Genomic DNA, 24479 nt, shown 5'->3' with positions numbered 1-24479 from the left:
CATCTAGCTCTTTGTATACCACCCATCCAGCAGCACGACCTTCTCCAGTCCCGCAAACTTTGCCACGCGCTCCAGTTCGGCATCCAGCCTTTCGAGCCGCCCGGCCGCAGCCTTCACACCCGGCTCCAGCCACAGTCGCTTCACGTCCAGCGTTCCGCCTTTGCGATCGGCCTTCATGTCGATGCGACCGATCAGCTTGTCGCCTTCCAGAAGCGGGAAGACGTAGTAGCCGTATTCCCGCTTGGGTTCGGGCACGAACACCTCGATGCGATAGAAGAAACCAAACAGACGTTCAGTGCGATTACGGTCACGGATCATCGGATCGAAGGGGCTCAGCACGCGAACGCGTGGCGGCGCATCGGGATAGGCCTGAAGGCTCGTCAGCAGATCCAGGAAAGCCCAGGAGGCTCGCGGTTTGCCGCCAAGCGCCGGCTCTATCAGAACCTCGGTCAACTCGTCGCGATGCGCGTTGACCCATGCTTTCGCTTCATCGGGCGACAGCAGATCCCAGAAAGCGGCGATCTCGCCATGCGTTGCAAAGCCCAGGCGCGTCAGCGCACTGCGGCAGGCCCAGTCGACAAACTCCTCACGGCTGACTTCTGGCTCGTGGAATTCGGCGGGAATGACGCGCTCGACCAGATCATAGATCTTCTGGAAGTTGGAGCGTCCGGCGATGGCGAACTTGCCGGTGCGCCAGAAATATTCGAGCGCCGTCTTGTTGGGATGCCAGTTCCACCAGCCGCCGGAAACGTGCCCATCCGCCTTGATCTCGCGGGCCATGATTGCTCCGTCGCGAGCGACCCGCTCAAATGTCTCGTCGAAGGCGTGTTCGAACCCCTCGCCCTGCCATTTTCGCCAGCGTTCTCCGATCACCTCTTCCTCGTGGCGAAACTTGTGTTTCCAGTACCGGAAAAAGGCGCTGGGCAGGATCGAGGCGTCATGCGTCCAGTGCTCGAAAAGCGAGCCTTCCTTCTCCAGAAGTGCGGTCAGATGCTCGCGCTTGTAAGTCTGGTTGCGGGAAAACAGGATCTGGTGGTGCGCCCGCTCCACCGTCTGAATGCTGTCCACCTGCACGAAGCCGATCTCGTGGATGAGTTCCAGCAGGCCGGCCTTCGTTAACGCCTTGTTCGGCGGCGCGCCCAGACCCTGCTTGGCGAGGAATATGCGGCGGGCATCGGAATTCGAAATGAGATTCGTCATGTGCGCATCATAGAACGGAAAATGTTCCTAGCCACCCGATAAGTTGGCACGATCATCAGGTAGGAGCAGCCGGCATTCATTGCGAGATTTTGAGCTTTCAAAGTGCGAAATTCGTTATAGAACGGCCTCTCAATTCACGAGGGACCAAGTGGATATCCGTTTCGAAGGCGCAGGGGTCAGCTATGGTGCGCGCGTCGCGCTGGCACCAGTCACGCTGCAGCTCACAGAAAAGCGCGTCGGCATCATCGGCCTCAACGGCTCGGGCAAGACGACCTTTGCGCGTCTCATCAACGGCCTGACCAAGCCGAGCGTCGGGCGCGTGGTCGTCAACGGGCGCGATACGGCCGACGCCAAGGCGATCCTTACCGATGTCGGCTTCATCTTCCAGTCCCCGCAAAACCAGATCATCCTGCCCGTCGTGCGCGACGATATCGCCTTCGGCCTGAAGAGCCGCGGATACAAACCGGCAGAAATAACAGCCAAGGTGGAGGCGGTCCTGCAGCGTTTCAGCGCCGCCCATCTTGCCGACCGCCGCGCCCACGAGCTTTCGGGCGGGGAGCTCCAACTTGCAGCCCTTTGCTCTGTGCTGGCTACCGGGCCCGACATTCTTATCCTGGACGAACCGACCAACCAGCTGGACCTCAAGAACCGCTGCCTCGTGCAGAGGCTGGTGGAAGGCCTTCCAGAGAACGCAATCGTTATCAGCCACGATCTGGAATTGGTCGCTGATTACGAACGCGTGCTGGTTTTCCACGAAGGCAACCTTGTTGCCGACGCGCCTGCCACAGAAGCGATCCGCCGCTACAGGGAGATCGCCAGCCGATGAAGTCGCTTTTCGTCGAAGGCAACAGCGCCATGCACCGCCTTTCCGCCCGCGCCAAGCTGCTAGTGCTTGCCGCTCTTGGCGTCTTGCTCTTCCTTTCGGCGAACTTCCTATTGCTTGCCCTGGCAGTGCTCGCGACGGCCACGATCTACTTCAGCATCGGCCTCCCGGCGCGGTCAGCGCTTGCGCGGCTGAAGCCGATATTCCTCACCATCCTCGTCGTTGCACTGTTCAGTCTTGCCTTCAATCCCTGGCATGTTGCGGTCGTCGCATTGCTGCGGCTGACGGCGTTGATGCTGTTTGCCGCCGCCGTGACGGCGACGACAACGATCGCGCAATTCATCGACCAGATTACGCTGCTGGCGCGGCCGCTGGAGCGCCTCGGCCTCCTCCGGGCCGACGATGTCGGCCTCGCTGTCGGCCTTGTCGTCCGCTTTGTTCCCGAGATTCTCGGCCGTTACCAGGCTATCCGCGAGGCGCACGCTGCACGGGGCATCAAGGTGCGACCGACAACAGTGCTCGTGCCACTGATCATTCTGACGCTGAGGGATGCGGATAACATTGCCGCGGCGATTGACGCGCGCGGCGTTCGGCGGCATGTCAATTTGAGAACTCGCTAACAGGAGCCCTGCATGAGCACTCGCGACCTCGTTCTCTCCGCCCTCTTTGCGGCCATCATCGTCGCGCTCGGCATTCTGCCGCCGATCACGCTCGGCTTCATTCCGGTGCCGATCACCGCGCAGTCGCTCGGCGTGATGATGGCGGGTGTCGTGCTCGGCGCGCGCCGTGGCACGATCGCGGTCCTGATTGTTCTCGTGCTTGTCGCGATCGGCCTTCCGGTCTTGTCAGGCGGCCGCGGCGGGCTTGCCGCTTTCGCCGCACCGACCACCGGCTTCCTCATCGGTTGGGTATTCGCTGCTTTCGTGACCGGCTACGTCAGCGAGCGGCTGGTCAAATCCGAACAGTCGGCGCTGGTGCAGACGGTCGGCTTTCTCCTTGCCGCAATGATCGGCGGCATCGTGGTTCTCTACGCCTTCGGCATCGTCTATCTGGCGGTCGCCGCCCAGCTTGGCCTCGCCAAGGCCTTCCTCGGCTCGATGGCGTTTATTCCCGGTGACGTCGTCAAGGCGTTCGTTGCGGCTCTTGTCGGCCGCGCGGTCATGGTTGGTTATCCCCTGCTGCCGGTGCGCAGCTAGTCGACGAAACCATAAAGCCAGTCGCGCGTCACTTCGGGAAGCGGGACTGGCGAACGATCTTCGCGTGAGCGCGCCTGCCAGATGATTTCGACCTCCGCAGAGCGCTCATCGCCGATATCGGCCGAAATGATGAAGCCAACCGAACGCACGCCGATCTTGTCGACCGATGCCGTGAACAGGACTCTCTCGTCGTAATGCATCGGCCGATGCAAGATGCAGGTCACCTTGCTGGCGATGTAAAGCGGCTCATTCTCCAACCGTGGCCTCGACGACCAGAAGGTGGCCAGCACGGACTCGGCATAGGAAATATAGGAACCCAAAAATACCTGGCCGTTCATGTCGACGTCGCGGAACGGCACATTCATCTCAACGGTGCGCGTGACCTCGTTCATTGATCTTTCTACCAATTTCCCCCGCCCCGGAGAGTAGCCGCGAGGCCGACCGAAGTAAACGGGAGGACCGGTACGAGGAACAAGGCGCGCGCTTGTTGAAATCGCAGCGTCGAGCCCCATCTGCTGTGGATCATAACGGGAGGTAAAGATAGAGTGATCCTATGAGCACCCGCCTTTACGAGCACCCGATTTTCCTGGAACACGTAACGCCCGCCGGCCATCCCGAACGGTCCGACCGTCTGCGAGCAATCAACGTGGCCCTGGAGCATCCGAATTTCGCTGGGCTTGACCGCAAGCGCGCGCCGCAAGCCGCCGAAGAAGCCGTGCTGCTTGCCCATCCCGAAGAGCACCTGCTTTCGGTCCTGCGCCAGGTACCGGAAGAGGATGGCGAAATCAATCAGCTCGAAGCCGATACCTATGCCAGCAGAAAGAGCTTCGAAGCGGCACTGACGGGAATCGGCGGCGCGATGGCCGCTGTCGATGACGTCTTCACCGGCAAGGCGGACAACGTCTTCGTTGCTGCCCGCCCGCCCGGTCATCATGCCGAAAAATCGACGGCGATGGGCTTCTGCTTCTTCAACAATGCCGCGATCGCCGCCCGTCATGCGCAGAAGGTGCATGGCGCGGAGCGCGTGGCGATCGTCGACTGGGACGTGCACCACGGCAACGGCACGCAGGATATCTTCTGGGACGATCCTTCCGTGCTCTTCTGCTCGACGCACCAGATGCCGCTTTATCCCGGCACCGGCGCCAAGGACGAGAGCGGTAAGCACGGCACCATTGTCAACGCGCCGCTGTCTCCGAACGTCGGCAGTGATCACTTCCGCGAGGCATTCAAATCGCGCGTGCTGCCGGCGCTGTTCGATTTCCGTCCGGACCTGATCATCATCTCGGCCGGCTTCGACGCGCATCACCGCGATCCGCTGGCACAGATCAATCTCGTCGGCGAGGATTTCGACTGGGCAACCGGGCGCTTGCTCGAGGTGGCCGACAAAAGCGCCGGAAACCGGGTCGTCAGCCTGCTGGAAGGCGGCTATGATCTCGAAGGCCTCGCCGAATCGGCCGGCCTGCATATTCTCAGAATGATGAAGGGTTGAGTATGACTGACAGCGCCAAGCCGGAGGTTTCCGGTCTTTCCTTCGAAAAGGCTGTTGCCGAACTCGAAAGCATCGTGGCCCGGCTGGAACGCGGCGACGTGGCGCTGGACGAATCCATCGAGATCTATGAGCGCGGCGAGGCGCTGAAGAAGCATTGCGAAACGCTGCTGTCGACCGCCGAAAACCGCATCGAAAAGATCCGCCTCGACCGCGCCGGCAAGCCGCAGGGCGTCGAGCCGCTGGACGGGCAGTGATTGTTCGACCACCGCCATTGCGCGCGGACTATTTCTCCAGGCTGATCATCCCGTAGGCTTCGCCGCCTTTCCTGTCATGCATGAAGACGAAGCGATGGCCCCGAATGGTGCCGGTAAATGGCACTCCCGCCTTGTTTGCCTGCGGCGCCGCATCTGCGAACTCGGCGATGGTGCGCAGAAACTGCGCATGAAGGGTGGGATTCGAGCGGTTGGGGCTCGTGACGGCGCATTCCCGCTTCAGCTTGACCTGAACCGACATAGAATCGTCGCTGGTCATGCCGATGTTCGAATCGCCAAGCTTGGTGGTTTCCTTCACGCCGTAGCGCTTTGCCTTGGCAAGGGCCGAAGCGAGTTCGGATTTGTCCCGCAGGAGGAGAGAGCTAGTCCCACTGCCAAGAGACCGGCTCCTGCACTCGTCTTACTAACCTTACGCCTTTGATTATATTGCATATACGACAATATTCCCGCTGCTCAAAACACCTCTCTTGCTGGCAGGTATCTCAAGATGAAACAAGGGCGTCCCGGCCGCTCCGGCAGCAAAGTCTGCTGGTCGGTGAAGAAACGCTTTATACTATCGGACGGATTATATCGGCTGTGCCACATTGCCGGCCGCCGCTTGCCTCTGTGCCGCTTGTGGTTAAGGTGTTGCTACTCTGATCGGAGACCCGCTCATGTCCTTCTTCCCCGGTAAAGACCCCCTGCCCGGCGACGCCTTCAGTTGCGACGCGATCGAGAACCTCATCATCCCGCGCACCAGCGATATCGGCGGTTTCGAGGTGCGGCGAGCGCTGCCGACGCGGCAGCGGCGGCTCGTTGGGCCGTTCATCTTCTTCGACCGCATGGGGCCGGCGATCCTGAAGCCGAACGAGGCCCTGGACGTACGGCCGCATCCGCATATCGGGTTGTCGACGGTCACCTACCTCTTCGACGGCGAGATCCGGCATCGGGACAGCCTCGGCACCGAAAAGGTCATTCGCCCCGGCGACATCAACCTGATGACGGCAGGACGCGGCATCGTGCATTCCGAGCGCACGCCTGACAACTTGCGCGGCCATCCGCTGTTGATGTCGGGCCTGCAGACATGGCTTGCCCTGCCCGACGACAAGGAGGAGATCGATCCCTCCTTTGCACACACCGAAAAGAGCGACATGCCCGTGATCGACGAACGTGGGGTGCGCGGACGCGTCGTCATCGGATCGTTCGAGGGAATGTCCTCGCCGGTGCAGGTGTTCTCGGACACGCTCTATGCCGATATCAGTCTCGAGGCCGGCGTAAAGTTTCCCTTCGCTGCGGGACACGAGGAGCGGGCGGCCTACGTGCTGTCAGGCGAAGTCGTGATATCGGGCGATAGATTTGCCGCCGATCAGCTGCTCGTCTTCCGCCCCGGCGATGCGATCACGCTCGAAGCAGGCAGAGAGGGTTGCCATCTGATGCTGTTCGGTGGAGCGCCACTGAACTCGAAGCGCTACATCTGGTGGAACTTCGTTTCGTCCTCGAAAGAGCGCATCGAAAAGGCAAAGGAAGAGTGGCGGACCGGCAAGTTCGACATCGTTCCGGGGGACGAAGAAGAATTCATACCTTTGCCGGAAGGCTGATCTCCTCTAGAAAGGAGTTTCAGCCATTCTTGAAATCGACTTTTTTCACCGCAATTTATGGCTTAAAGGCATCCTGCCCAAGAATGACAAGAAAGAGCGCCCACCCGTGACACAACCGCCGAAGACGCCGCTGCTGGACAAGGTTATCTATCCAGCCGACCTCCGAAAGCTGGAGGATCGCGACCTGCCGCAGCTTGCGCGCGAGGTGCGGGATGAAATGATCGACGCGGTGTCACGCACCGGCGGCCATCTCGGCGCGGGCCTCGGCGTGGTGGAGCTGACGATTGCGATCCACAGCGTCTTCAACACGCCGGAAGACCGGCTGATCTTCGATGTCGGCCACCAGTGCTATCCGCACAAGATTCTGACCGGACGACGCGACCGCATCCGCACGCTGCGCCAGGAAGACGGACTTTCCGGTTTCACGCGGCGCGCTGAAAGCGAATACGATCCCTTTGGCGCCGCTCATTCTTCGACGTCGATTTCCGCCGGCCTCGGCATGGCGGTTGCCTCGGAACTCGACAAGACCGACCGCCGCGTGATCGCGGTGATCGGCGACGGCGCGATGTCGGCCGGCATGGCCTATGAGGCCTTGAACAACGCCGGCGCGCTCGATGCCCGGCTGATCGTCATCCTCAACGACAACGACATGTCGATTGCGCCGCCGACCGGCGCAATGAGCGCCTATCTCGCGCGCCTAGCCTCCGGCCGCACCTACATGGGCTTCCGTGATTTCGGCAAGAAACTGACGGCCTACCTTGGTAAGAACGTCGATCGCGCCATCACCCGCGCGGTCGAGCATGCCCGCGGCTATGTGACTGGCGGGACCATGTTCGAAGAGATGGGCTTCTATCATATCGGTCCGATCGACGGTCATTCCTTCGAGCACCTGCTGCCGGTGCTGCGTAATGTACGAGACAATGCGGAAGGTCCGGTTCTGATCCATGTCGTGACACAGAAGGGCAAGGGCTATGCGCCGGCGGAGGCTGCAGCCGACAAATATCACGGCGTCAACAAGTTCGACGTTATCACCGGGGCGCAGGCGAAGGTGAAGCCGAACGCACCGAGCTACACGAGTGTTTTCGCCGAGGCCCTGGTGCAGGAAGCGGAGCTCGACGACAAGATCGTCGGCATCACCGCCGCCATGCCCAACGGTACCGGGCTCGACAAGCTCGCAAGCGTCTTCCCGTCGCGCTGCTTCGATGTCGGTATCGCCGAACAGCATGCGGTGACCTTTGCGGCGGGCCTCGCAGCCGAGGGCTTCAAGCCGTTTGCCGCCCTCTACTCGACCTTCCTCCAGCGTGCATACGACCAGGTCGTCCACGACGTTGCGATCCAGGGGCTGCCGGTTCGCTTCCCCATCGATCGCGCCGGCTTTGTCGGCGCCGATGGCCCGACCCATGCAGGTTCGTTCGATACGACCTTCCTGGCCACCCTGCCCGGCTTCGTGGTCATGGCGGCGGCGGATGAGGCCGAACTGAAACACATGGTGCGAACCGCAGCGGCCTATGATGCCGGTCCGATCTCGTTCCGATATCCGCGCGGCGAAGGCATCGGCATCGAAATGCCTGCCCGCGGCGAGATCCTGCAGATCGGCAAGGGCCGCGTCGTCAAGGAAGGCTCTAAGGTGGCGCTGCTTTCCTTCGGCACCCGCCTCGCCGACTGTCTACTTGCGGCAGAGGATCTGGATGCAGCCGGCCTTTCGACGACGGTTGCCGATGCGCGCTTTGCCAAGCCGCTTGATCACGATCTGATCCGCCAGCTTGCCCGCCACCACGAAATTTTGATCACCGTTGAAGAAGGTGCAATCGGCGGCTTCGGCAGTCAGGTCATGCAGTTCCTGGCGATGGACGGTCTCCTCGACAACGGCCTGAAGATCAGATCGCTTGTCATGCCCGACGTGTGGATGGAACAGGCAAAGCCGGAAGTGATGAATGCCCACGCAGGCCTCGACCGTGCAGGGATCGTCTCGACGGTGTTCAAGGCGCTTGGCCGTGGCCTGGCTGTCGGCGTCGCAGGCTAGACTCCTGCATCCTTGCCGGCGCGAAATGGCGGCCTGACGCACAGGCCCCGTCTCTGCCTGCCCGCATTGACGACAGGCAAATTTCTCTCTAGCTGTAACGATCATGAAAATCGCAATGGTTCTCATCGTGGTGATAGAGCGCATGGGCGGGATGGCATAGCCATCCGGCGAAAGCACCCATGCGCGGTAAGCAGGCTCCTGACGGGGCCTTTTTTTATGGCTGGAGTTCAGCGCGCCTCGTCAGGCTTTCACCATCTCCCACGGGAAAAGACCAACGCCATGACGGGCCACAATCCCATTGACACTTCGAGCACACCAACGACCCGGACAACCGTTGTCCCTTCCACTGCTAGCCCGCCGCGGCTGACGACCCTGATCCTGCTCTCGGCGATCGCCGTGCTGCCGATGAACGCGATCCTGCCGTCGCTACCGCATATTGCCGCGACGTTCCGAGCTGATTTCGCACTCGTCAACCTCGCGGTTGCCGGCTACGCGATCGCTACCGCCTTGACGAACCTTGTCGCGGGCGCAATCTCGGATCGATACGGACGCAGGCCGGTCGCATTAATTGCGATTTCGATATTCATCGCCGCGTCTGTTGGCTGCGCGCTCGCGACCACTATTGGCGTCTTCCTTGTGTTTCGGGCGATGCAAGCGTCCATAGCGACCTGCTTTTCCATCGTGCTCGTCATCATCAACGAAACGTCGGCCGAACGCAAAGCGGCGAGCAAGTTGGGTTATCTGGCCATGGGATGGGCGATCGCACCGATGCTCGGCCCACTGTTTGGCGGGTTTTTTGACGAGTTGTTCGGATGGAGGGCAATCGTCGTCGTCTTCGCGATCCTCGGCATCGGCAACGGGTTGACAATGCCTGCCGCCAACACCGGCGTGCATTCGGTGAATGCCGAAATTGCTGGCACTGCCGCCGGGCTGGCCGCCGCGATGTCGATCGCCGGTGGAGCGCTTGTCGTCTCGATAGCCGGCGTGTTTGTTGCGCAGTCAGCGACGGTCTATGCGCTGTTCTGGGCGTTGCTGATATCGGCATCGCTGGCAATGTTGGCAGCGCTCTACGCGGCTTTTCTGGATCGACCTATTGCCGAGCCAATTTCCTAGCGGGAGCGGTCCGATAGCGGGAGTGTCCCCACCCCATTGAAAAGGGCGGCCCGATCGGGCCGCCCTTCTTTTTCGTTCAAATGGGCCCGAGTCTCAGAACTCGGTCCAGTCTTCCTTGACGGCCGCGGCAGTTGCTGCCTTGCCGCCGAAGGCACTGGCGACACGGCTGTTCAGGACACGAGCCGGAGAGGCGACAGGACGCGATGCCGGGTGGGCTGGAGCGGCGCGAGGGGCTGCCGCGACGACGCTATTGCCGAGGTTGAACTGCCGCAGCAGATCGTCGAGGGCGCCAGCCTCCTGCGCGAGCGAATGGCTGGCCGCCGTCTGCTCTTCGACCATGGCCGCATTCTGCTGCGTGCCCTGGTCCATGTTGTTGACGGCCGTGTTGATCTCCTGCAGGCCGATCGACTGCTCGCGGGTTGCGGTGACGATGGCGCCGACATGCTTGTTGATCTCCTGGACGGCGCCGACGATCTCGGCCAGCGCCTTGCCGGTTTCGTCGACGAGCGAGACGCCTGCATTGACCTGCGTGCCCGAGGTGTTGATCAGCGCCTTGATCTCCTTGGCCGCGTTGGCCGAGCGCTGCGCCAGCTCACGCACTTCCTGCGCGACGACGGCAAAGCCCTTGCCGGCCTCACCGGCACGTGCCGCTTCGACGCCGGCATTCAGCGCCAAAAGGTTGGTCTGGAAGGCGATGTCGTCGATCACGCCGATGATATTGCTGATCTCACCGGAGGACTTTTCGATTTCCTGCATCGCAGAGACGGCCTTGCGAACGACATCGCCGGACTTCTCGGCGCCGAGGCGCGTGCGCTCGACCAGCTGGCCGACATCCTCGGCCCGCTTGGCGGAGTCGCGAACGGTGGTTGTGACCTCCTCGAGCGCTGCTGCGGTTTCCTCGACGGCAGCTGCCTGCTGCTCGGTCCGACGTGCGAGATCGTCGGCAGCCGAGCGGATTTCGCCGGCGCCGGCATTGATCGCGGAAGCATTGCGGCCGACGGACTGGAGGGCGTCCTGCAGCTTCTCGACGGCGTTGTTGAAGTCGCTGCGCAGGCGATCGAATTGCGATGCGAACGGCGTCGTGATGCGAACGGCGACGTTGCCGTTGGCGAGATCCGACAGACCGCCTGCAAGGCCTTCGATGGCAAAGCGAAGTTCGGTTTCCTCCCGGGCCTTCTGTTCGTCGCTCGCCTGACGCTGATGCTCGGCGTCGCTACGCATGCGGTCTGTCTCGCCGGACAGGCGAAGCTTCTCGATCGCCGCGTCCTTGAAGACCAGAACCGACTGGGCCATGCGGCCGACTTCGTCCTGGCGGTCCAGGGCCGGAACGTCGATGTTGTTCTCACCGCCGGCAAGGCGTCCCATCGCTGAGGTCATGCCGACGATCGGGCGAACGATGCTGCGCGACAGCATCCAGGCAAGAAGGACGGCGGCAAAGGCGGCAGCGATGCCGCCGGTCAGCAGCGTGGCACGGAGATCGCTGCCGGCATCCGCCTGCAGAGCTGCAAGCGCGTTCGACTCGTCGCGCGCGGCAGCCTTGATCTTGGCGGACGCCTGACGGAACCCGTCGAGCTGGCCTTTTGTTTCGTTGACGCCGATCTTGACGATCTGGTCGATCGGCATGTCGGTTTCCTTGCGAGCCTTGGACTGCGGTTCGGCAAGCTCGTGGAAATAGAGATCGGCGGCCTTTTGCATACCGTCGATCTGCTGGATGAAATCACTGTTGCCGGCTGCGGTTTCGCGTGCAGCGGCGATCGCCTTCAGCATTCGCTCGCGGTTGGCAAAGATGTCACCATAGGTGCTGTCGCTGCGGAACAGCAGGAAGCCGCGCAGGTTCACCGCCTGTTCGAGCATGGCCTGCAGCGCGTCATCGATCTGGTTGACCAGACGCTCGGATTTCTTCTGCTGCTCGGACGCGGCGGAAACGGCGCCTGCTTTCGAGTAGACAAAGGCGGAAACGGACAGAAAGATAAGGATCAGCACTGCGAATGTCGCAGCGAGCTTACCATTCAAGGACATGTTTCTAACAAACATCAGTCAATCTCTCCTGACGGCCTGCGGCCATGGGGAAACGGCACGCCAAGGCATGCCCGGAAAATTCGGCGGATGGGAACATGATCGGCAAATTGGGAGGTGGGCCATCATGGCGGGAAGCAGCTTCACGAGCCGCTGCAATCCGCCCGACCCTATGACGGCAGACTTTAAATTTGCTTAAGTTTGTGCGACGCGGCGAACGTCGCGAGCGAGACACGGAAGCGTTTCAGGAACAAAAGGCTTGCAAGGCTTGGCTTTGCCCTGCATGGACAGCGCATGTCAGATCAGAACACGCAACGCCTCGACCAGCTTCTTGTCAGCCTTGGTCTCTTCGCCAGCCGGTCCCGGGCGCGCGATGCCGTGCAGCGCGGCACCGTGAAGGTCGGCGGGAAGGTGGTGACGAAGGCGGGCGCACTATTTGGCGAGGATGCCGTCATCGAGATCGACGATCCGGCGCAGGACTATGTCTCGCGCGCTGCGTTGAAGCTGGCAGCCGCGCTGGATCACTTCAAGCTCGATCCGTCGGGGCATCGCTGTCTCGATGTCGGCGCTTCGACCGGCGGCTTCACGGAAGTCCTTCTGGCGCGCGGTGCGGCACACGTCACCGCGATCGATGTCGGGCATGGCCAGATGCATCCGCGCATATCGAACGATCCTCGCGTGACCAATACCGAAGGCCTGAACGCCCGCAACCTGACGGCCGAGGATATCGGGCACCCGATCACCTTCATTGTGTCTGACGTTTCCTTCATCTCGCTGAAGCTAGCGTTGACCCCTGCCCTCGACCTTGCGGAAAAGGGAGCCATCGCTGCTCTCCTCGTCAAGCCGCAGTTCGAAGCCGGGCGCGATGCGATCGGCAAAGGCGGGCTTCTCAAGGACCCGTCTTCGGCGCCTGATGTCGCAGCCGAGCTCGAGCGTTGGTTCGTCGAAGATATGGACTGGAACAGCCTTGGCCTCATCCCCTCCCCGATCGCCGGCGGCGACGGGAACCAGGAATTTCTACTCGCAGGAACGAAACCTTGAGCACGCAAACAGTTACGATCGAAAAGCTCGGCGCCCAAGGCGACGGGATCGTGCATGCAGACGGCGCGCCGATCTACGTGCCCTTCACCCTGCCCGGCGAAACCGTTGCCATCGCGCGCGTCAAAAACCATGGCACGCTGATGTCCATCGCGACCCCATCAGGCGATCGTCAGGACCCGCCCTGCCGCCATTTCGGCCCGGACGGAGTGAACGGCACCTGTGGCGGCTGCAGCCTGCAGCACATGAACGATGCGACCTACCGCCGCTTCAAGCGGCAGCTCGTCGTCGATGCGTTGAAATCGAAAGGATTGACGCCAGATGTTGCCGAGCTCGTCCCCGCTCATCCCGGCGAACGGCGACGTGTCGTCTTCGCCGCACGGCGAACCGAGAAGGACATGCTGATCGGCTTCAATCAAGCCGAAAGCCACCATATCGTCGCCATCGAGGAATGTCCCATCTCGTCGGCGGGCATCATGGCTAGGCTGCCGGCGATCAAGGCGATTGGTGCAGCACTTGCCAATAGCGCCGAAGCGTTCCGCATCACCGTATTGGAGACGCTGTCCGGCCTCGATCTTGCGGTCGACGGCATCAAGAAGCTCTCCGACCAGCAGCGTCGCAAGGCGATTGAGACTGTGCTTTCCCTTCGCGGCATCGCCCGCGTCTCGCTCAACGACGAGATCCTCGTCGAACCATCCAAGCCGATCGTCGACTTCGGCGGCGTCAATGTCGTTCCGCCACCCGGTAGTTTCACGCAGGCGACCAAGCCGGCAGAGGACGCAATGGCGGAACTCGTTCTGGCGCATGTCGGCAAGGCGAAGCGCATCGCCGATCTCTTCGCCGGTGCCGGCACATTTTCGCTTCGCCTCGCCCGTGTTGGTCGGGTACATGCCGTCGAGAGCGAGGACAAGCCGTTGGCGGCGCTCGATCACGCCGCCCGCAAAACCCAGGGCCTCAAACCAGTCAGTGTCGAGAAACGGGACCTCTTCCGCCGGCCATTGATGACCTCGGAGCTGAAAGCCTACGACGCCGTGGTCTTCGATCCGCCGCGCGCTGGGGCTGAGTTTCAGTGCAAGGAATTGGCGCGCTCGAACGTCAAGAAGATTGTGGCGGTCAGCTGCAATCCCGTGACGCTGGCGCGCGATCTCGCTCTTCTTGTCGAGGGAGGCTATGGCATCACAAGCGTGACGCCGATCGATCAGTTCCTGTGGACGCCGCATGTCGAGGTCGTGGCGACGCTGGAGAAATAAGAGGTTGCCCTGCGAGCAAGGCTCAACGGTCTTGAGCATCTCGAAAGGAACTCGATGCGTTTTATCAATCCCATCCCTTTCGTCCGCGACATAAATCGCTCCAAGGAATTTTACCGCAAGACACTTGGCCTGCAGATTTTGGAGGACTTCGGAAACTTCGTGCTTTTCGAGACTGGCTTTGCGATCCACGATGGAATGTCGCTTGAACAAACGATCTGGCGGCAACCGCCTGTCACTGAAGAACCCTATGGGCGGAGAAATCTGCTTTTGTATTTTGAACATGAGGATGTCGATGCGGCCTTCGAAAGCATCGCACCGCATGTCGAGCTGATCCATCCTGTCGAACGGCAAACATGGGGGCAAAGGGTGTTCCGTTTTTATGACCCTGACAGGCATGCGATCGAAATCGGGGAGCCTCAGAATCTTGGACCTCCGAGCCATTCGTAGAGGTCCTGATCTTCGCAGTAAGATCGCCGACTCTGGAAACTTCACGACTACTTCCGTCGCGAGTCCCTGATTTGGGTATTCCAGAGTCAGTTAAAGGCCCGCGTGCGGGCCTTTTCGTTACGAGCTTTGCTTGCCTCAGGCGGCGCGACGACTGTACGCCGCAGCCTGGGATGCTGCTTGGAGGTTGAACTGGCCAAGCAGCTGCATCAGCTTCGCGGCCTCCTGCGCCAGCCCGTGGCTTGCCGCCGTCTGTTCCTCGACCATGGCGGCATTCTGCTGCGTGCCCTGGTCCATCGTGTTGACGGCCGTGTTGATCTCGGCCAGTCCGGTCGACTGCTCGCGGGTTGCCGTGACGATCGCATCGACGTGGCGGTTGATTTCCTGGACCTGGCCGACGATCGTCTCCAGCGCCTTGCCGGTGTCGCCGACGAGCGTCACGCCGGAGCGAACTTGATCGTTCGAGGCGGTGATCAGGCTTTCGATTTCCTTGGCTGCCTTAGCCGAACGCTGTGCCAGTTCGCGTACTTCCTGAGCCACGACAGCAAATCCCTTGCCGGCTTCACCTGCACGGGCTGCTTCGACGCCGGCGTTCAGCGCCAACAGGTTGGTCTGGAAGGCGATATCATCGATGACACCGATGATGTTGGCGATCTTCTGCGACGACTGCTCGATCTCGGTCATCGCCGAAACAGCCTTGCGAACGATGTTGCCGGACTCTTCGGCGCCATTGCGCGTGCGGGAAACGAGATTGCCGGCCTCCTCAGCGCGACGCGCCGTGTCCTTGACTGTCGTTGTGATCTCTTCAAGTGCTGCTGCCGTTTCCTCGATGGAGGCCGCCTGCTGTTCGGTGCGGCGCGCAAGGCCGTCTGTGGCCGTGCGGATCTCTCCCGCGCCTGCGTCGATCGCATGCGCGTTGTCGCCGACCTCCTGGAGGACGGTCCGCAACTTGGCGACGGAGGCATTGAAATCACTGCGCAGCCGATCGAGGTGATCGGCAAAAGGTGTCTCGATCGTCCGTGCAAGGTCGCCTTGCGAGAGCGCGCCCAGCGCTTCGGCAAGCGCATCCACGACATGCTGGATTTCTGCGGCTTCACGGGCCTTCGAGGCTTCGTTGCGGGCGCGCTCTTGCTGAGCCTGTTCACGGGTATGCTCGACGTTGCGCTCGAGATCGAGGCGCGCGAAGGAGTTGTCGCGGAAGACTGCGACGGCCGCCGCCATGTCGCCGATCTCATCCTTGCGCCCGGCATAGGGGACGGCGGTGTCGAGATCGCCGTCTGCCAGACGGGCCATGCGGGCGGCGATCGTCGAGATCGGCAGCGAGATGCGCTTCCACGCGAGGAAGGCGGCGGCGACGGCGACGGCAAGCGCGACGACGAGGCCACCGACGATCGACAGGACGCCTGCGCTGTAGTTGCCGGCTGCGGCGGCAAGCGCCGCATCCGTCGACTGGCGATCCTTTGCCAGCATTCCGTCGACGAGGGTCTGGATGTTGTTGGCGGACATCGAGAGTTCGCCGCGATAGAGGATATTCGCCTGGCTGCGCTTGCTGTCGAGTGCCAGCGCGATGATCTTGTCGGCAAGTGCCGCATCGTTGGCCAGCGCCTTCTGCAGCCGACCGAAATTCTGGTTCATGTAGTCGCTCTTCGGCTGCTTATCGAAGGCGTCAATCGCCGTGGTGAGACGCTGGCGGCGGGCCTTCAGTGTCGTCTCGGCGTTGCGGAAATCCGTCTTGCCCGTTGCAAGGAGATAGTCGGCGTAGCTGCGGCGAACGTCGTTCAGCGTCGTGACGATCGCGTGGAGCCGCTCGGTGTTCGGAATGTTCTGCACGCCGATCTGCCGGGTATTGGCTTCCAGATTGGTCAGCGAGAAGGCCGCGATCGCACCCTGTACCAAGGCAATGACAACAAGCGACAGGAAGAGAAGCGGAAGGAGCGTTTTTATCTTCAGTTTGGACATGGGGCGGTCTCATACGGCCAAAGTGACAAGGCCCAACCGATCAGGATCGATCGCCTGCGCGTCACTCGCCTTGGTGATATCGGGAAACGGTACGGACGATATCCGTCCTGCGTCATGCATTGGATCTCACTAGAGACGGAGATCCGTAAGATTTGATTAAAAGTAATATTTTTTAATCATCGCTGGTCGCCGCCTCCACGACGCGGCAAGCGCTTTCCCTTGCAGTCGCAGCCTCCCAACGAAAACGCCCGCGACGAGCGCGAGCGTTCTGATTCCACAGGACTTAAATCTATCAGGCGGCGCGACGACTGTACGCCGCAGCCTGGGATGCTGCTTGGAGGTTGAACTGGCCAAGCAGCTGCATCAGCTTCGCGGCCTCCTGCGCCAGCCCGTGGCTTGCCGCCGTCTGTTCCTCGACCATGGCGGCATTCTGCTGCGTGCCCTGGTCCATCGTGTTGACGGCCGTGTTGATCTCGGCCAGTCCGGTCGACTGCTCGCGGGTTGCCGTGACGATCGCATCGACGTGGCGGTTGATTTCCTGGACCTGGCCGACGATCGTCTCCAGCGCCTTGCCGGTGTCGCCGACGAGCGTCACGCCGGAGCGAACTTGATCGTTCGAGGCGGTGATCAGGCTTTCGATTTCCTTGGCTGCCTTAGCCGAACGCTGTGCCAGTTCGCGTACTTCCTGAGCCACGACAGCAAATCCCTTGCCGGCTTCACCTGCACGGGCTGCTTCGACGCCGGCGTTCAGCGCCAACAGGTTGGTCTGGAAGGCGATATCATCGATGACACCGATGATGTTGGCGATCTTCTGCGACGACTGCTCGATCTCGGTCATCGCCGAAACAGCCTTGCGAACGATGTTGCCGGACTCCTCGGCGCCATTGCGCGTGCGGGAAACGAGATTGCCGGCTTCCTCGGCGCGGCGAGCTGTGTCCTTAACCGTTGTCGTGATCTCCTCCAACGCAGCGGCCGTTTCCTCGACCGAGGCTGCCTGTTGCTCGGTGCGGCGCGCAAGGCCATCCGCGGCGGTGCGGATTTCGCTGGCGCCGGCATCGATGGCATGAGCGTTGTTGCCGACGGCATGCAGGGCACCGTGGAGCTTGGTGACGGCCGTGTTAAAGTCATTGCGAAGGCGGTCGAGGTGTGGTGCAAATGGCGTCTCGATGCGATGCGCAAGGTTGCCGTCCGACAGCGCGCCTAGGGCGCTGGCAAGCGCGTCGACTGCATCGCGGATTTCCGCTGCTTCGCGATTCTTCTGCTGCTCGCGTTCCCGGCCCTCGCGCTCGGTCAGTGTGCGGCGGGTTTCCGCTTCGCCCTCCAGACGCTCGCGATCGATCGCGTTCTTCTTGAAGACGGCAACGGCCTCGGCCATCGAACCGATCTGGTCACGGCGCTGTTCGCCGGGAATGGCGACCGAGAGATCGCCAGCGGCGAGCTTTTGCATTGCTGCCGTCATGTCGGTCACCGGGCGGATCACTAGGCCGTGCAGCAGCCAGGCCATAGCGGCGATCATCAGACCGACCGCGAGGATCGTGGCAATCGTTGCGGCAATGCGGAATTCGTTCAAAGAGGCGAAGGCGACATCGCTGTCGACGACGAAACCGAGATACCACTCGACCGAGGGCAGACCGGCAACCGGCATGAAGCTGACGAAGACATCCTTACCGGCGAACTCGGTTGGGGCCAGTCCTGCCTTGATCGCCGGCGTCTCAACCGGGAAAGCGTCGGCGAGCGTCTTCGTCACCAGCTTCGCGTCCGGATGGATCAGAATCTGCCCGCTCTTGCTGACGAGGAAGGCGGTGCCTTTGCCGCCGAGATCAATCTTCTTGATCATGTCGACCATGGTCTTCAGCGAGAAGTCGCTACCGACAACGCCTGCCAGCTTGCCGGTGTGGCTGACGGGGACAGCCGAGCTGATGATGAGATCGCCGCTCGACGCATCGACATATGGTTCGGTCATGACGGCCGCGTTGGCCTTGACGGCGTCCTGATACCAAGGGCGCTTGCGCGGATCATAGCCGTCAGGCATCGGCAGTTTCGGCCACATGGTGAAGACGCCCTGCTCGTCGCCGAAATAGGTGCTGACGAACTGGCTGGTCAGAACATCATTCTGAAGCACGGCTTCGACGCCTTTCTGATCCGTGGCACGGCCGATGGCATTGGCGACCATCGCTGTCAGCGTCACACGCCCGTTCATCCAGTTGGCCAGGCTGTTGGCTGCCTGCTCACCGGAGGAGCTGATGTTGGCTTCGATCGCGGCGGTCGCGGTGCTCCGCTCGACGGAATTGATGTAGTGGGAGAAGGCGGCAAAGGCCGCGAGAACAACGGCAGACGCAGCAACGAGGATGCGCGTCATCAAGTTCGTCTTCTTTTTCAAGGATTTTCCTTTCGGGAGCGGTCCGCGCCGTACTTGACGAAACGCGGGCTACTCGATGCGCAGGCGATGGGCAAAGCTGAACAAAGCGCCTCATGCGCCCGGACAGCTGCGACATCTGCGCGCCGTCACGCCCCTAATATTAGAGGGGTATTTAAAACAGGCTTAAAATTTAACAAAATTCAAATATTTCCAACGTCAGCGCCGCATGAAAGCTTCGAAGGCTGCCCTCGCTTCGGCGCTGTGCAGGCGATCGAAGAAGTGGCGTGCCTCATCATCGATGCGGGCAATGATCTCATCGCGGTCGCCGCGGATCAGGTTGCGCGCGATCTTCAGCGCTTCCGGCGGTTTGGCCGCGAGTTTGGCGGCGGCCGCCAGTGTCGTGGCTTCGACCTCGTCGGGCGCGCAGACCTTCCAGACAAGTCCCGCCTCCCGTGCTTCCTCGCCAGAGAAGCCCTCGCCCGCTGCCAACAACGCGAAGGCGCGCTGGTGACCCATGATGCGCGGCGCAAGCAGGCTGGATCCCGCTTCCGGAACGAGCGCCAGATCGACGAACGGTGTGCGGAACTGGCTGCGCGCGGAAGCAAGGGTTAGATCGCAATGCATGTGCATGGTGGTTCCGATACCGATCGCCAGCCCGTCGACGCCGGAGACGATCGGCTTTTCGGAGCCCACCAGGGCATAAAGGAACTCAACGATCTCCCGCGGCATGGCGCCACCCATGGCGGCGGCCAGGAAATCACCCAGGTCGTTGCCTGCGGAAAAGCAGCCTTCGGTGCCGAGAAAGGCCGTTGCCCGGATCTCCGTGTCGCCGTTGGCGGCGATCAGCGCGTCCGCCATCGTCCGATACATCGCCCGGGTGATGGCATTCTTCTTTTCCGGCCTGTTGAAGCGGATGATCTGGATACCGGGGTGGGCTGCATCCTGCTCGACGATGACGTGCTCTGTCATGATGGTTCCTCAGGCGAGAACGATTTTGGCGGCTGCAAGACTTGCGGCGCCACTGATGACGCTGTCTTTCAGCGCAGCAACTTCGGAAAGAAAATTCTCCGCGGCAAAGCGGCAGAGTGCGATGCGCTTCTCGGAGCCACCATCCGGCGACTGCGCGAGCCCGCCCTTGGCAAGGTAGCAACCGGTCAGGACAAGGCCGAAGAGGCGCTGATAGGGTGTTGCACCGGCCAAAGCCTCGGCCGTCTTGCCATCGCGCAGCTGCGCCAGCAACCAGTCCGTCGCTTCGCTGAGGTCGGTTGTGGCTGCGTCGAGCCGGTTTGCGGTCGCACCAAAGCCTTCGAGGTTGGAGTGGCGGACCTGGTCGGCAATCTGCTTCAGCTCGGCAATGAGCCCGTGTACCTGCTCGCCGTTGGAAAGCGTCAGCTTGCGGGTGACAAGGTCGATCGCCTGGATGCCGTTGGTGCCTTCGTAGATCGGCGCGATACGTGCATCGCGTAGGTAGCGCGCAGCTCCGGTTTCCTCGATGAAGCCCATGCCGCCGTGCACCTGAATGCCGAGCGAAGCCACGTCGACTCCAACATCGGTGGAAAAGGACTTGGCGATCGGTGTCAGCAGCGCAGCGCGCTCCTGCCAGTGCGGCTTGGCGTCGGTCGCGCGATGCGACATGTCGATGGCGTGCGCGCAGGCGTAGGAAATCGCGCGGGCACCCTGTGTCAGCGCCTTCATCGTCACGAGCATACGGGTGACATCAGGATGTTCGATGATCGGGCTCATACCGCCACCCGTCCAGCCCGGCGCCTTACCCTGAGTACGCTCCTTCGCATAAGCAATCGCCTTCTGCGTCGCCGCCTCGGCGATTGCCACGCCCTGCATCCCGACGGCAAGCCTGGCGTTGTTCATCATCGTGAACATGCAGGCGAGGCCCTTGTTTTCCTCGCCGACCAGCCAGCCGATCGCGCCCTTCTCTTCACCAAACTTGCCGTCGCCATAGATCATGGTGCAGGTCGGCGAGCCGTGGATGCCGAGCTTGTGCTCCAGCGAATGGGCAAACAGATCGTTGCGGGCGCCGAGAGATCCGTCCGGATTGACAAGGAACTTCGGCACGAGGAACAGCGAGATGCCCCGCGTTCCGGCCGGTGCATCCGGCAGGCGCGCGAGCACCAGGTGAACGATGTTGTCGGCGGCGTCGTGTTCACCCCAAGTGATGAAGATTTTCTGGCCGAAGACGCGGTAGGTGCCATCGCCCCGACGCTCCGCGCGGGTCTTGAGCACACCGAGGTCGGAGCCGGCATGCGGCTCCGTCAGGTTCATCGTGCCGGTCCATTCACCGGAAACGAGCTTTGCAAGGTATGTACTCTTGAGTTCGTCCGAAGCATGGCTGCTGATGGCCTCGATCGCGCCCATGGTGAGTGTCGGGCAGAGCGCGAATGCCATCGATCCGGAATTCCACATCTCGAGCGCCGCGACGTTCAGCATGTGGGGCAGCCCCTGCCCGCCGAACTCCTCAGGTGCGATCAGGCCGTTCCAGCCGCCGGCAATCCAGTTCTGATAGAGCTCGCGCCAACCATCCGGCGTTACCACCTTGCCATCGACGAGGCGCGAGCCCTGGCGGTCGCCGATTTCGGCGAGCGGTGCCACTTCATCCGTGGCGAACCGCCCTGCTTCGTGAAGGATGGCGTCAACGAGATCTTCGCCGAGATCGCCAAGTAAACCGGCCTCGATTGCACTGCCCAAGCCGGCCACATGCTTCAGTGTAAACGAAATCTCTTCGACGGGCGCCTTGTACATCAATGATCTCCTCGCATCCCTGGCCGCCAAGCGAAACGCCCCTCGACCTCTCCGTGGGCAGAGCTAATTGATTTTTACGTAAACGTCAATTTCAAACTTTCCGGTGGCTATGCGCGGGGATTAAGGGGCTGTCTGCACTGTTACGCACTTGCACAAACAACCGTCATAGACAATCGCTAAGGAGATAGACCGCCATCGCAAGAGGACCGGCGCACCATGGATACCTTGCCTGCCAACATACCGGGACTCGTGTGGGCCTACCGCTTTCCGCCGGATGGCGGCAGGGCGACACGCCTTGCAAACAGCGCGCCGCAGGCGGAACTCACGAGCGGCGGCGGCTTCTACTGGCTGCACCTCAATCTCGCCGATGCCCGCGTTCCCGGCCTGCTCGATACGATCGAGGGCCTGAACGACGATGCCAAGGCGGCGTTGATAACGCGCGACACGCATGCCGCGATCACCGTCGACGAACAGATGCTCTACGGCACGCTCGTGGATTGTCAGCGCGAGTTCGATCACGAGACGGCTGACCTCGGCTGGCTGCATTTTGCGATATCCGATCGCTTCATCATCACCACGCGCCTGCAGCCGCTGCGCAGCATCGAGCGCGCTCGGGCGCTGGTCGAGAAGAACCCGACAAAGTTCGAACGTCCCGTCGACCTGTTTGAGACCCTAGTAATCGAATTCCAGCGCACGCTCCTCTCGATCGTCATGGAGATGACGGATGAACTCAACGTTATCGAGGATTTCGTCTACGACAACACGCCGCGTGACGAACGCCGGCGGCTGGCGCCGGTCCGGCGCACGGTCGTCAGGCTCCACAGGCACCTGAGAACGGTTCTCGCCCTGATGCGCCGGGCCGCGGCGTCGCACGACGACGAAATGCCGTTCGGCTTCGAGGACGTCGCAGGGCGTCTTACAAGCCGTCTCGAAACGGTCGACCACGATATTTATGCCCTGCAGGATCGCGCGCGCCTGCTGCACGAAGAAATCGACTCGAAGCTGTCCTCCGAGACCAACCGGCACCTCTACATTCTGTCGATCATGACGGCCTTCCTGCTGCCGCCGACGCTGGTGACGGGTTTCTTCGGCATGAACACGACGAACCTGCCCTTTGCCGAAGGCAGCGGAGGGACGGAATACGCGTTCGCCCTCATCATCGCTTCGATCCTGTTGGCATGGTGGCTGCTGAAGCGCGTTCGTATTCTGTGAACGCAAAGCCCGGCATTGATGCCGGGCCTTGCGACAAGCCTGTTTCATTCAGTAGTACGGTGAAATGCACTGCTGGCGCGGGCCGTTGTACGGCTGGAAGGTGTTGTCGTAGACGCGATAGGAGCGGTAGCGCGCTTCGCACCAGGCCACGTGGCTCGAGGCAAGCGGAGCCGCCAGAGGAGCGACATAGGTTGGCTGCGAGGCGATCGCGCCGCCGATCACTGCGGCGGCACCGAAGGCAGCCAGCGGGAACCAGTATCCGTTGGAGTAGCGGTAGCCGTTTCGGTAATAGGGATAGCCGCGGTAGCCGCCATACCAGCCAGGCCGGTAGGCTGGGCGATACCTTGGATAATAACCCGGGCGATAACCGGGATAGTAGCCCGGCCGGTATCCCGGGCGAAAGCCGGGGCGGCAATAGGGGCCGCGGCAATACTGCACGTCCTGGACGTCACCAGACTTTTCGACCTGCGGCAAAGCCGGCATCTGCATTGCCTGCGAAGGCACCAGGCCACTGGCGAGCGTCACGAACGATATGGCGGCAATCGCTATCTTCTTAAAAAATCCACTCACGGAATCTCCGTTCCCAGTACGAATACGCGCGCATGATAACGCGAAGGCTATGAAACCGTTCCAATGATCCGTTTTCATGCCGTTGATGCGACTTTCCGTTTTTAAGCGATCGCGGATTAACTGGACATTAACCGCCTTTCACCACGCTCATTCCATGAAGCGATCCTGGAGAAATCTTCTGCTTCGCCTGGTGGTTCCGGCGCTTGTCGTGGGGGCTCCGACTCCGGCTGCGGCCACTGACATCCTTCCCTGGAAGAACCCCAACAACGCGCTCGTCGTCGACGCCTATGAACTGAACAGGATCGATTGGGATTCGCTGCTTTCCGACAAGCGTATCTCCGCCTTTATCTCGAAGGCCTCCGACGGACTTCCGGAAAGCTTCTCCTGCACCGGCGATCATGCCGGGGACACGGTTGCGCATTGCAAGACCATGTGGCGCAAATATGCGGTGAGCCGCGAGCTCTTTCAGACGCGACGGCTCGTTGCCCGGGGGGCCGGCCTGCTGTGGGGCTCCTATCACCTTGCACGGCCGGGCAATCCGGTCGACCAAGCCAACCATTTCCTCGATTATGCCGACCCCAAGGACGACGAGATGATGGTCCTCGACCTGGAGGGCATCGATCCGCAACAGTTCATGTCGCTGGAGGACGCGCAGATTTTCGCAGGCCATATCAGGGCGAGAACCGGACGCTATCCGGTTCTTTACACCAATCACAACACTGCCCGTTACATCGCCGCCTACCGCAACGACTATCCGGTGCTGGCACGCCTGCCGATCTGGTATGCGCGATACAAGCCCGACGTGAAGGGCGTGTTCCCGATGGGAAACTGGGACAACTACCTGATGTGGCAGTTCTCGTCCGGAACGAACTGCAGCAAGCGGCGCTGCCCCTACCGCGTGCCGGGCACACTGACCGATATCGATGTCAACGTCGCGCCGATGAGCCGGGCGGCACTCGCAAAGATATGGGCACGCGGCAACCTCCTGCCTGCGCGCGAGCCCGATCCGCCGCTCATCCTTGCCAAGATCGAGATGGAGCCGCGGGGAAAGTCTGCCATGGACACCGCCGCCATTGCACCGGACCCTATCGTCACCTCCTCGATACCGCAGAGCGAAGTGGCCCGTACCCGCCGCGACTTCTGAGGAGCCCTCCTCAAAAAAGACCCCGCCTCTCAGAGAG

The 24479-nt window shown here is 61.6% G+C and carries 22 protein-coding genes; 13 read left to right on the top strand and 9 right to left on the bottom strand.

Annotated features, from left to right (window positions below; translation table 11 throughout):
• Positions 1–3: 3 nt before the first annotated feature.
• Entirely contained in the window at positions 4–1200 is a 1197-nt protein-coding gene (locus K9B32_RS04685; RefSeq protein WP_224560763.1) for a winged helix-turn-helix domain-containing protein, read from the bottom strand.
• 148 nt (positions 1201–1348) lie between these two features.
• Between K9B32_RS04685 and K9B32_RS04680 the strand changes: the two genes are divergently transcribed.
• Genes K9B32_RS04680 through K9B32_RS04670 form a run of 3 tightly spaced genes read left to right on the top strand, consistent with a single transcriptional unit; the run spans position 1349 to position 3219 of the window.
• Complete coding sequence (locus K9B32_RS04680; protein ID WP_224560762.1) at positions 1349–2026, top strand: energy-coupling factor ABC transporter ATP-binding protein; 678 nt, start codon at positions 1349–1351, stop codon at positions 2024–2026.
• Complete coding sequence (locus tag K9B32_RS04675) at positions 2023–2643, top strand: CbiQ family ECF transporter T component (protein WP_224560761.1); 621 nt, start codon at positions 2023–2025, stop codon at positions 2641–2643. Before K9B32_RS04680 ends, K9B32_RS04675 begins: the two co-directional genes overlap by 4 nt.
• 12 nt (positions 2644–2655) lie before the next feature.
• Positions 2656–3219, top strand: a complete 564-nt coding sequence (locus K9B32_RS04670; RefSeq protein WP_224560760.1) for a biotin transporter BioY — start codon at positions 2656–2658, stop codon at positions 3217–3219.
• On the opposite strand, the gene K9B32_RS04665 is transcribed toward K9B32_RS04670, so the two are convergent.
• Positions 3216–3611 (bottom strand): acyl-CoA thioesterase, encoded by a 396-nt coding sequence (locus tag K9B32_RS04665; protein ID WP_037082786.1) that lies wholly within the window; start codon positions 3609–3611, stop codon positions 3216–3218. The genes K9B32_RS04670 and K9B32_RS04665 overlap by 4 nt on opposite strands.
• A gap of 161 nt (positions 3612–3772) precedes the next feature.
• On the opposite strand from K9B32_RS04665, the gene K9B32_RS04660 reads away from it, so the two are divergent.
• Positions 3773–4708 (top strand): histone deacetylase family protein, encoded by a 936-nt coding sequence (locus K9B32_RS04660; protein WP_224560759.1) that lies wholly within the window; start codon positions 3773–3775, stop codon positions 4706–4708.
• Positions 4709–4710: 2 nt separating this feature from the next.
• On the top strand, positions 4711–4962 hold the full coding sequence (locus K9B32_RS04655) for an exodeoxyribonuclease VII small subunit (RefSeq protein ID WP_224560758.1): 252 nt from the start codon (positions 4711–4713) through the stop codon (positions 4960–4962).
• 28 nt (positions 4963–4990) lie between these two features.
• Here the strand turns inward: K9B32_RS04655 and K9B32_RS04650 are convergent, their stop codons facing one another.
• The gene (locus K9B32_RS04650; protein WP_224560757.1) at positions 4991–5278 is read right to left on the bottom strand and encodes a hypothetical protein; all 288 of its coding nucleotides are present in this window, start codon (positions 5276–5278) and stop codon (positions 4991–4993) included.
• A gap of 355 nt (positions 5279–5633) precedes the next feature.
• Here K9B32_RS04650 and K9B32_RS04645 point away from each other — a divergent pair, with 355 nt between their 5' ends.
• The 3 genes from K9B32_RS04645 (at position 5634) to K9B32_RS04635 (ending at position 9693) form a co-directional block, all read left to right on the top strand.
• A complete protein-coding gene (locus K9B32_RS04645; protein WP_224560756.1) occupies positions 5634–6557 on the top strand; it encodes a pirin family protein in 924 nt (307 codons plus the stop codon).
• A 106-nt stretch (positions 6558–6663) separates the two neighbouring features.
• Complete coding sequence (gene dxs / locus K9B32_RS04640; protein ID WP_224560755.1) at positions 6664–8580, top strand: 1-deoxy-D-xylulose-5-phosphate synthase; 1917 nt, start codon at positions 6664–6666, stop codon at positions 8578–8580.
• A gap of 279 nt (positions 8581–8859) precedes the next feature.
• The gene (locus K9B32_RS04635) at positions 8860–9693 is read left to right on the top strand and encodes an MFS transporter (RefSeq protein WP_224560845.1); all 834 of its coding nucleotides are present in this window, start codon (positions 8860–8862) and stop codon (positions 9691–9693) included.
• A 93-nt stretch (positions 9694–9786) separates the two neighbouring features.
• Here the strand turns inward: K9B32_RS04635 and K9B32_RS04630 are convergent, their stop codons facing one another.
• Entirely contained in the window at positions 9787–11727 is a 1941-nt protein-coding gene (locus K9B32_RS04630) for a methyl-accepting chemotaxis protein (protein ID WP_224560754.1), read from the bottom strand.
• Between the two features lie 276 nt (positions 11728–12003).
• On the opposite strand from K9B32_RS04630, the gene K9B32_RS04625 reads away from it, so the two are divergent.
• From K9B32_RS04625 to K9B32_RS04615, 3 genes are read left to right on the top strand one after another with little or no spacing between them, the layout of a single operon-like run.
• A complete protein-coding gene (locus tag K9B32_RS04625) occupies positions 12004–12750 on the top strand; it encodes a TlyA family RNA methyltransferase (RefSeq protein ID WP_224560753.1) in 747 nt (248 codons plus the stop codon).
• Positions 12747–13997: a class I SAM-dependent RNA methyltransferase gene (locus tag K9B32_RS04620; RefSeq protein WP_224560752.1), complete on the top strand. Its 1251-nt coding sequence runs from the start codon at positions 12747–12749 to the stop codon at positions 13995–13997. The genes K9B32_RS04625 and K9B32_RS04620 overlap by 4 nt, the downstream gene beginning before the upstream one ends.
• Positions 13998–14051: 54 nt before the next feature.
• Positions 14052–14444 (top strand): VOC family protein, encoded by a 393-nt coding sequence (locus K9B32_RS04615; protein WP_224560751.1) that lies wholly within the window; start codon positions 14052–14054, stop codon positions 14442–14444.
• A gap of 135 nt (positions 14445–14579) precedes the next feature.
• Here the strand turns inward: K9B32_RS04615 and K9B32_RS04610 are convergent, their stop codons facing one another.
• The 4 genes from K9B32_RS04610 to K9B32_RS04595 all read right to left on the bottom strand — a co-directional run bounded on the left by K9B32_RS04610 (position 14580) and on the right by K9B32_RS04595 (position 21516).
• Positions 14580–16400: a methyl-accepting chemotaxis protein gene (locus tag K9B32_RS04610; RefSeq protein WP_224560750.1), complete on the bottom strand. Its 1821-nt coding sequence runs from the start codon at positions 16398–16400 to the stop codon at positions 14580–14582.
• Between the two features lie 292 nt (positions 16401–16692).
• Positions 16693–18780, bottom strand: coding sequence for a methyl-accepting chemotaxis protein (locus K9B32_RS04605; protein ID WP_318013313.1), 2088 nt, complete (start codon positions 18778–18780; stop codon positions 16693–16695).
• A 195-nt stretch (positions 18781–18975) separates the two neighbouring features.
• On the bottom strand, positions 18976–19728 hold the full coding sequence (locus K9B32_RS04600; protein ID WP_224560749.1) for a crotonase/enoyl-CoA hydratase family protein: 753 nt from the start codon (positions 19726–19728) through the stop codon (positions 18976–18978).
• A gap of 9 nt (positions 19729–19737) precedes the next feature.
• Positions 19738–21516, bottom strand: coding sequence for an acyl-CoA dehydrogenase (locus K9B32_RS04595; RefSeq protein WP_224560748.1), 1779 nt, complete (start codon positions 21514–21516; stop codon positions 19738–19740).
• 216 nt (positions 21517–21732) lie between these two features.
• On the opposite strand from K9B32_RS04595, the gene K9B32_RS04590 reads away from it, so the two are divergent.
• On the top strand, positions 21733–22728 hold the full coding sequence (locus K9B32_RS04590) for a transporter (RefSeq protein ID WP_224560747.1): 996 nt from the start codon (positions 21733–21735) through the stop codon (positions 22726–22728).
• A gap of 48 nt (positions 22729–22776) precedes the next feature.
• Here K9B32_RS04590 and K9B32_RS04585 read toward each other — a convergent pair whose 3' ends face one another.
• Entirely contained in the window at positions 22777–23298 is a 522-nt protein-coding gene (locus K9B32_RS04585; RefSeq protein WP_224560746.1) for a BA14K family protein, read from the bottom strand.
• 154 nt (positions 23299–23452) lie between these two features.
• On the opposite strand from K9B32_RS04585, the gene K9B32_RS04580 reads away from it, so the two are divergent.
• Positions 23453–24442, top strand: coding sequence for a glycoside hydrolase family 25 protein (locus tag K9B32_RS04580; protein WP_224560745.1), 990 nt, complete (start codon positions 23453–23455; stop codon positions 24440–24442).
• Positions 24443–24479: the final 37 nt, after the last annotated feature.

Origin of the sequence: Rhizobium sp. 3T7 (genome assembly GCF_020166565.1) — a bacterium.
Lineage (GTDB): Bacteria > Pseudomonadota > Alphaproteobacteria > Rhizobiales > Rhizobiaceae > Rhizobium.
The sequence above is the reverse complement of the archived record's forward strand: the minus strand, read 5'-3'. Positions and strand labels throughout refer to the sequence as shown.